This window comes from Kitasatospora sp. NPDC057940 (assembly GCF_042887425.1).
Taxonomy (GTDB): domain Bacteria; phylum Actinomycetota; class Actinomycetes; order Streptomycetales; family Streptomycetaceae; genus Kitasatospora.
Genome location: NZ_JBHVPH010000026.1, coordinates 114,183 through 121,009 on the forward strand (window position 1 = coordinate 114,183; position 6,827 = coordinate 121,009).

General features: G+C 69.9%; 5 protein-coding genes. All 5 read right to left on the reverse strand.

Translation table 11 applies throughout. From position 1 onward, the window contains the following. Nucleotides 1–367: 367 nt before the first annotated feature. Nucleotides 368–1,426: an SIS domain-containing protein gene (locus ACFVTF_RS30540; RefSeq protein WP_387817536.1), complete on the reverse strand. Its 1,059-nt coding sequence runs from the start codon at nucleotides 1,424–1,426 to the stop codon at nucleotides 368–370. A 191-nt stretch (nucleotides 1,427–1,617) separates the two neighbouring features. Then, nucleotides 1,618–2,913 carry an extracellular solute-binding protein gene (locus tag ACFVTF_RS30545; RefSeq protein WP_387817537.1) on the reverse strand — a complete coding sequence of 432 codons (1,296 nt, stop codon included), beginning with the start codon at nucleotides 2,911–2,913 and terminating at the stop codon, nucleotides 1,618–1,620. 432 nt (nucleotides 2,914–3,345) lie between these two features. Next, a complete protein-coding gene (locus ACFVTF_RS30550) occupies nucleotides 3,346–4,899 on the reverse strand; it encodes a glycoside hydrolase family 3 protein (RefSeq protein WP_387817538.1) in 1,554 nt (517 codons plus the stop codon). 5 nt (nucleotides 4,900–4,904) lie between these two features. After that, complete coding sequence (locus ACFVTF_RS30555) at nucleotides 4,905–5,732, reverse strand: carbohydrate ABC transporter permease (protein WP_363619338.1); 828 nt, start codon at nucleotides 5,730–5,732, stop codon at nucleotides 4,905–4,907. After that, on the reverse strand, nucleotides 5,729–6,757 hold the full coding sequence (locus tag ACFVTF_RS30560) for a carbohydrate ABC transporter permease (protein WP_371517174.1): 1,029 nt from the start codon (nucleotides 6,755–6,757) through the stop codon (nucleotides 5,729–5,731). Before ACFVTF_RS30560 ends, ACFVTF_RS30555 begins: the two co-directional genes overlap by 4 nt. Nucleotides 6,758–6,827: the final 70 nt, after the last annotated feature.

The following is a 6,827-nucleotide window of genomic DNA, read 5'->3' on the forward strand; positions in this document are numbered from 1 at the left end:
CCAATTTCGGGAGCGGCCTGGACAACCCAGATTGGTCTAGTCCACAATGAAAGGGCACCAAGGAGAGGCCCACCGCGCAACTGCCCTGACCGCGCGAGGCCTTTCCTCGGTCGGACGCCGCCGAACGAGGACCCCGCACAGTTCTCGATCGACTCCGGCGACCGACGACAGCTCCGGGCTGCGGTGCCGCATGGGTTGAGGGTCCCGTGTCGGCGCCGTGGCCCGTAGTGCTTTCCGGGTGCGCCGGGCTCCGGGGGTGCGACGCGCTCCCCGGGCACTCCCCCGCCGAAGCCATGTTCCGCCGCTCAACGAGTCGGGCCCCCGTCCACAGCCTGTGGACGGGGGCCCGATCGCGTGGCGCCGTGCCTCAGTGCGTCTCGGTGACCTTGGCCAGGGCGCGCGGGGCGTCCGGGTCCTGGCCGCGGGCGATGGTGACCTCGTAGGCCAGCAGCTGCAGCGGGAGGATCTCCAGGATCGGCTGGACCTCCTCCGGCACGCCGGCCGGCAGGGCGAAGCCGGCCGAGGCGGCGTCCACCTGCGCCTGCTGGCCGACCACGACCAGGTCCGCGCCGCGACCGCGCAGGCGGTCCAGCACCGGCTGCAGGGCCTCGCCGCCCTTGCCGTCCGGGACGATCGCGATGACCGGCGAGACGTTGTCCACCATGGCCAGCGGGCCGTGCAGCAGGTCGGCGCCGGAGAACGGGGAGGCCGGGATGTAGGTGGTCTCCATCAGCTTCAGCGCCGCCTCGCGGGCGGTCGGGTAGCCGTAGCCGCGCGAGGTGATCACCAGGCGCTGGGCGAAGCGGTACCGCTCGGCCAGCGCCTTCACCTCGGCGTGGCGGGACAGGACGCCGGCGGCCAGGCCGGGCAGCTCCTTGGCCGCCGCACCGTCGCCGCCGCGCAGGCCCTCGACCAGCAGGTAGAGCGCCAGCAGTTCGGCGGTGTAGGTCTTGGTGGCGGGCAGCGCCTTCTCCGGGCCGGCCAGCACGTCGATGTGGAACTCGGAGACCTCGGCCAGCGGCGAGGACGCGTTGTTGGTGACGGCGAGGGTGATCGCGCCGGCCTCGCGGGCGGCCTTGGTGGAGGCCACCAGGTCGGGCGAGCCGCCGGACTGGCTGACGGTGACGACCAGGACGTCGGTGAGGTCCGGCTTGGCGCCGTAGGCGGTGGTGGTGGACATCGAGGTCAGGCCGGCCGGCTTGCCGAGCAGGATCTCGATCAGGTACTTGGCGTACAGCGCCGCGTTGTCGGACGTGCCGCGCGCGGTCAGCAGGACGAAGCGAGGGTTGCGGGCGGCGATCTCGGCCGCGATCTGGCGGATCTTCGGGGCACCCTCGTCGAGGATGCGCTGGAGGACGGCCGGCTGCTCGGCCATCTCCGCCGCCATGATCCGGCCGGGAACGGAAACAGTCTGCGGGTCGGACATCAGGATGTGCCTCCGATGAGATGGTTCGACCCCTCCGGGCAGGTTGCCCGGCGGGGACCTCTACGGCGGCGAGTCCGCACACTCGCTGCGGTGGTTTCCTGCCGCAATCCTACGGGGGGCGCCCCGGGCGGGCACACCCGAAAGCCCGCCCCGGACGGGACGGGCCCTCGGGCCTGGACGGCGGCGCGGGGTCAGGACGCCTTGTTGATCAGCTGGTCGATCGCGGCGTCGGCGTCCTTGGTGGCCTGGTCCACCGACTTGCCCTTGAGGATGCCGGTCAGCATGTCGGGCAGGATCTTCTGCTTCTCGATCGCGCCCCAGCCGGGGGCCAGCGGGGTGAACCAGGCGTCCGGCACCGCGTTGGCCGCCGCGGCGGTGGTCGGCTTGTTCTTCAGCGGGTTCAGCTGGGTGAGGTTGTTCGGCAGGATGTCCTTGTCGGCCAGCGTCTGCTGGGACTTGGTGCTGGTGAACATCCGCACCCAGTCACTGGCCAGCTCGACCTGCGTGGACTTGGCGGTGACCGCGAGGTCGGAGCCGCCGATGAAGGTGGGCAGCGGCTTGCCGTCCGGGCCGGGCATGGTGGCCATCTTGACGGTGTCCTTGAGGCTCGGGTCGCCGGTGCCCGGCGCGACGACGCTGGCCGCCTCGTAGCCGTTGCCGTAGAAGGACCCGGCGCGCCCGCGGGCCATCGACTCGAACTGGTTCTGCTCGTTCACCGTCAGGTCGCCCTTGGTGTACTTGCGGACCAGGTCGACGAAGTGGCTGATGCCCTGCTGGGACTTGGCGTCGTGCAGGGTGCCGTGCCAGTTGCCGGAGCTGTCGAACTTGGCGATGCTGCCGCCGTACGCGGCCACGTAGCTCATCGCGGCGTACCAGTACGGGCCGGGCAGGTAGAGCGAGGAGTAGCTCTTGTCGGCCTTGTTCTTGTCGGCGACCTTGTCCAGGGCCGCCGTCAGGTCGGCCTCGGTCTTGGGGAACTCGGCGCTGCCGGTGGCCTGCTGGAAGGTGGCGGCGTTGTAGATGGCGACCCGGGCGCCGGCGTAGTAGGGCACGCACCAGAGCTTGTCCTGGTACGTACAGGTGTTGGCGAGCGCCTTGATCCAGCTGTCGGAGTTGTCGAAGGTGGTCCGGTCGACCGGGGCCAGCGCGCCGGAGAGCACGTACTTCATGGTCTCGGTGTTGCCGAGCTCGACCACGTCGGGCGCGGAGCCGTCGGCGATCGCCTTGTCGAGCTTGGTCACCTTGTCGGCCCAACCCTGGTAGGCGAGCTTGAGGGTGACGTTCGGGTACTTCGCCGCGAACTGGTCGTTGACCTGCTGCACCAGGTCGGGCCAGTTCTTCTGGGCGTCGTCCATCAGCCAGACGGTGACGGTGCCGCTCGCGGCCTTCGGGTCGGCGCCGGGGCTCTTGCCGTCCTTCGACGCCGTACCGGCCGATGAACAGGCCGTCAGCCCGATCGCCAGCGCAGTGATTCCGAACGTCGACATGAGCTGACGCTTCTTCACGCCATCCTCCGAGGGTGCTAGAGCCGTGTTGCCCGCCGGCAGCGTGATGGCGCCCGCAACGGAGGGTCCGGGCAGGGGCGAAGAGCTTCGGGGAGGGCCGATACCACATCCGGTGAGGTTGAATTTCGAACCGGATGACTGGACTCTGGCCTAGACCATAGGTGGTGTCAACGGCCAAATGGCCCCGTCGCCACGGCCGTTGCAGAGCCGTTGTACCCCGTGGCGATCAGTCGCCGTACCGTCACCCTAAGTGGGACTTAAGGTGGATTTAAGGCCCACTTGAGGGAGCACGGTCACCTGACGAATCCGCAGGTCGAACGGCGGGAAAACGGAACGGGCCCGCCATGCGACATGCGCATGACGGGCCCGTCGGCCGACGCCTCCCGGACACTCCCGGTGACGCCCCCCTCGGTCTCAGCCGATGGCTCCCGGCTGCCCGGTGAGCACCTCCACGGCCGCCAGCCCGCAGACCCGGGCGGCACCGTGGGTGGCGATGTAGAGCGCGCCGACCGGCTCGGACTGCGGCAGCCCCATCTCGACCACCGCGGCGTCCGGCCGGGCCGCCACCAGGCGGCCCAGCGCGGCGGACATCCAGGCGTGCCGGTGCGCGTCCCGGACCACCAGCACCAGGCGGCGGCCCTCGGCGCCGGCCACCAGCTCGGCGACCAGGGCGTCCAGCAGCTCGGGAGCGGCCTCGGGCGCCGAGAGCGCGCGGGTGCGGGTGCCGGGGAAGCGGTCGGCCAGCATGCCGGCCACGCCCCACGGGGTGACGTCGCCGACGGCGATGTTCGGCTCGTCCGAGAACGAGGCCACGAACGGGCGCTCGGACACCGGCTGCGGCTCGTGGCCCGGCGCCCGGACCACCTTCAGCGCCCGGCGGGCGGCCCGCAGGCCGACCGCGAGGTCCGGCTCCGGCCGCTCGCCCTGGGCCGAGATCCGGCCCCAGCTGCCGAGCGAGCGGACCCGGTCGGCGGCGTCCGCCAGCCGCTCCTCGGAGAGCACGCCGGCCCGCACGCCCGCCACGATGGCGTCGCGCAGCATCAGCACGGTCTCCTCGTCGGCCAGCCCGCCGCCGACGCAGATCGCGTCCGCGCCGGCCGCCAGGGCCAGCACGGTGCCCCGGCCCATCCCGAAGGTGTCGGCGATGGCGCCCATCTCGATCGCGTCGCTGACGATCAGGCCCTGGTAGCCGAGGCCGCCGTCGGCCGGGGCCGCGCGCAGCAGGTCGCGCAGCACGAGCGGGCTGAGGGTGGCCGGCAGCTTCGGGTCGAGCGCCGGGATCATGATGTGGGCGGTCATCACGGCCTTGGTGCCGGCCGCGATCGCCGCCTGGAACGGGATCAGGTCGCGCGAGCGCAGCACGTCCAGGTCGACGTCGATGACCGGCAGCCCGTGGTGCGAGTCGACGGCGGTGTCGCCGTGGCCCGGGAAGTGCTTGGAGCAGGCGGCCACGCCGGCCGACTGGAGGCCCTCCACCCAGGCGGCGGTGTGCCGGGCGCACAGCTCCGGGTCGGCGCCGAAGGAGCGGACGCCGATGACCGGGTTGCGCGGGTTGGAGTTGACGTCCGCGGTGGGCGCCCAGTTGTAGTTGACGCCGGCCGCGGCCAGCGCCCGGCCCAGCTCGCGGGCGACGTCCCGGGTCAGCGCCGGGTCGTCGATCGCGCCGAGCGCGAGGTTGCCGGGCCAGGACGAGCCGGAGCCCGCCTCCAGCCGGGTGACGTCGCCGCTCTCCTCGTCGATGGCGATCAGGAGGTCGGGGTTCTCCTCGCGCAGCGCCTTGGTGAGCTTGGCGAGCTGGTCGAGGTCGACCACGTTGCGGTCGAACAGCGCGACCGAGCCGAGCCCGGCGGCGAGGTGGCGGCGCAGCCACTGCGGCGGCTCGGTGCCGACGAAGCCGGGCTGCAGGACGGTCAGCGCGTCGCGGTGCAGCTGGTCGCTGACCGGGGCGGTGGGGACGAGGATGCTCACGTTTCTCAGCCCTTCACGGCGCCGTCGGTCAGTCCACCGACCGCCTTGCGCTGCAGGAAGACGAACAGGATCAGCACGGGGATGGCGAACATCGTGGACGCCGCCATGGTGGCGCCCCAGTCGTTGCCGAAGGCGGTCTTGAAGGACGACAGCCACAGCGGGAGGGTCTTGCCCTCCTCCTTGTTGAGGATCAGGACGAGCGGGAACTCGTTCCACGCGGTGATGAAGCCGAACAGCGAGGTCGACATCAGGCCGGGGGCCAGCAGCGGGAAGATCACCTTCACGAAGGCCTGGGAGCGGGTGCAGCCGTCCACCATGGCCGACTCCTCCAGCTCCTTCGGCACCGCCGCGATGAAGCTGCGCAGCGTCCAGATGGTGAAGGGCAGCACCATCATCATGTAGAAGAAGGTCAGCGGCACGAGGCTGTTCAGCATCTCGTTGTCGCGCGAGATCATGTAGACCGCGATGGTCATGACCTCCCACGGCGCCATCTGCGCGACCATGACGACCAGGACGAAGGCCTTGCGGCCGCGGAACTTCATCCGGGCGATGGCGAAGGCCGCGAGGGTCGCGATCACCAGCGAGATCAGCACCGCGCCGATGGTGGCGACGAGGCTGTTGGTGACGTACGTCCAGAAGTTGGGCGCGTTGATCGCGGTGGTGAAGTGGTCGAGGGTCCCGTTGAACGGGATGAAGACCGGCGTCTTGCTGATGATGTCGTTGTCCTGCTTGAAGGCAGTCGCGATCATCCAGTAGACGGGGAAGATGAAGAAGACGAAGAGGACGACCGCGATCACGTTCGGCCAGGTACGTCCGATGAGCGAGCGCCTCACAGCTCGTCCTCCTGCTTGATCATGATGCGGAAGTAGTACGCCATCATCGCGCCCAGCATCAGGATGGTGAGCACCGCGATCGCGGAGCCGATGCCGTAGTGCTGCCCGGACGAACCCTCCAGGAAGGCGTGCACGGGCAGGGTGCGGGTCAGGTTCTCGGGGCCGCCGCCGTTGATCGCGTACACCTGGGTGAAGGCCTTGAAGACCCAGATGATCTCCAGGAACGTCGTGGCCAAAAAGAACGGCTTCAGGTTCGGGAAGATCACCGAACCGAAGATCTTGGACGCGCCGGCGCCGTCCATCCGGGCGGCCTCGTAGAGCTCCTTGGGGATGGTGGTCAGTCCGGCGTACATGTTGAACGCCACGAAGGGGACCGACTGCCAGACGATCAGCAGGATCACCACGAAGAAGGTCGAGTACTGGTCGCTCATCCAGTTGTAGTCGGCCATCGCGTGCCAACCCAGCTTGTCCAGGAACCAGTTGACGACGCCCCACTGCTGGTCGAACAGCCAGGTGTAGACGGTGGTCGCGGCGACCACGGGCATCGCCCAGGCCATCAGCAGGCCGACCGAGAGGAGCAGCCGCATCCGCTTGCCGAGGCGGTTGAGCAGCAGGCCGATCAGGGTGCCGCCGACCATGATCAGCACGACGTTGACCAGGGTGAAGACGACCGTGCGCCCGGTGACCGCCCAGAAGTCCGGGTCGGTCAGCTGCTCCTTGTAGTTGTCGAAGCCGTTCCACTCGGTCAGGTGCTGGACGAACTGGCGCTTGTTGAGGTTCTGGAACGACAGCAGGACCGTCTTCACCAGCGGCCAGCCGAGCAGGGCGAGGGTCGCCACGGTGGCGGGCAGCAGCAGCAGGTACGGTGCCAGGCGTGCGCCGAGGCTCGGCCCGCCCGCGGGTCTGGCGCCCTTGCGGGGGGTGCCGTCGGCGCCACCACCGGCGGCACTCGTCTCAATTCCGGCCACGGCAGCCTTCCCTGAATCCGGGGACTGCGTCTGCACCCGCTCCGAATGCACAGCCATCGTTCTCACTTCCTCACAACCCGAACCACGACGGACAGGCGTCGCTCACCGACCCCCCGCCGGGGGTCGG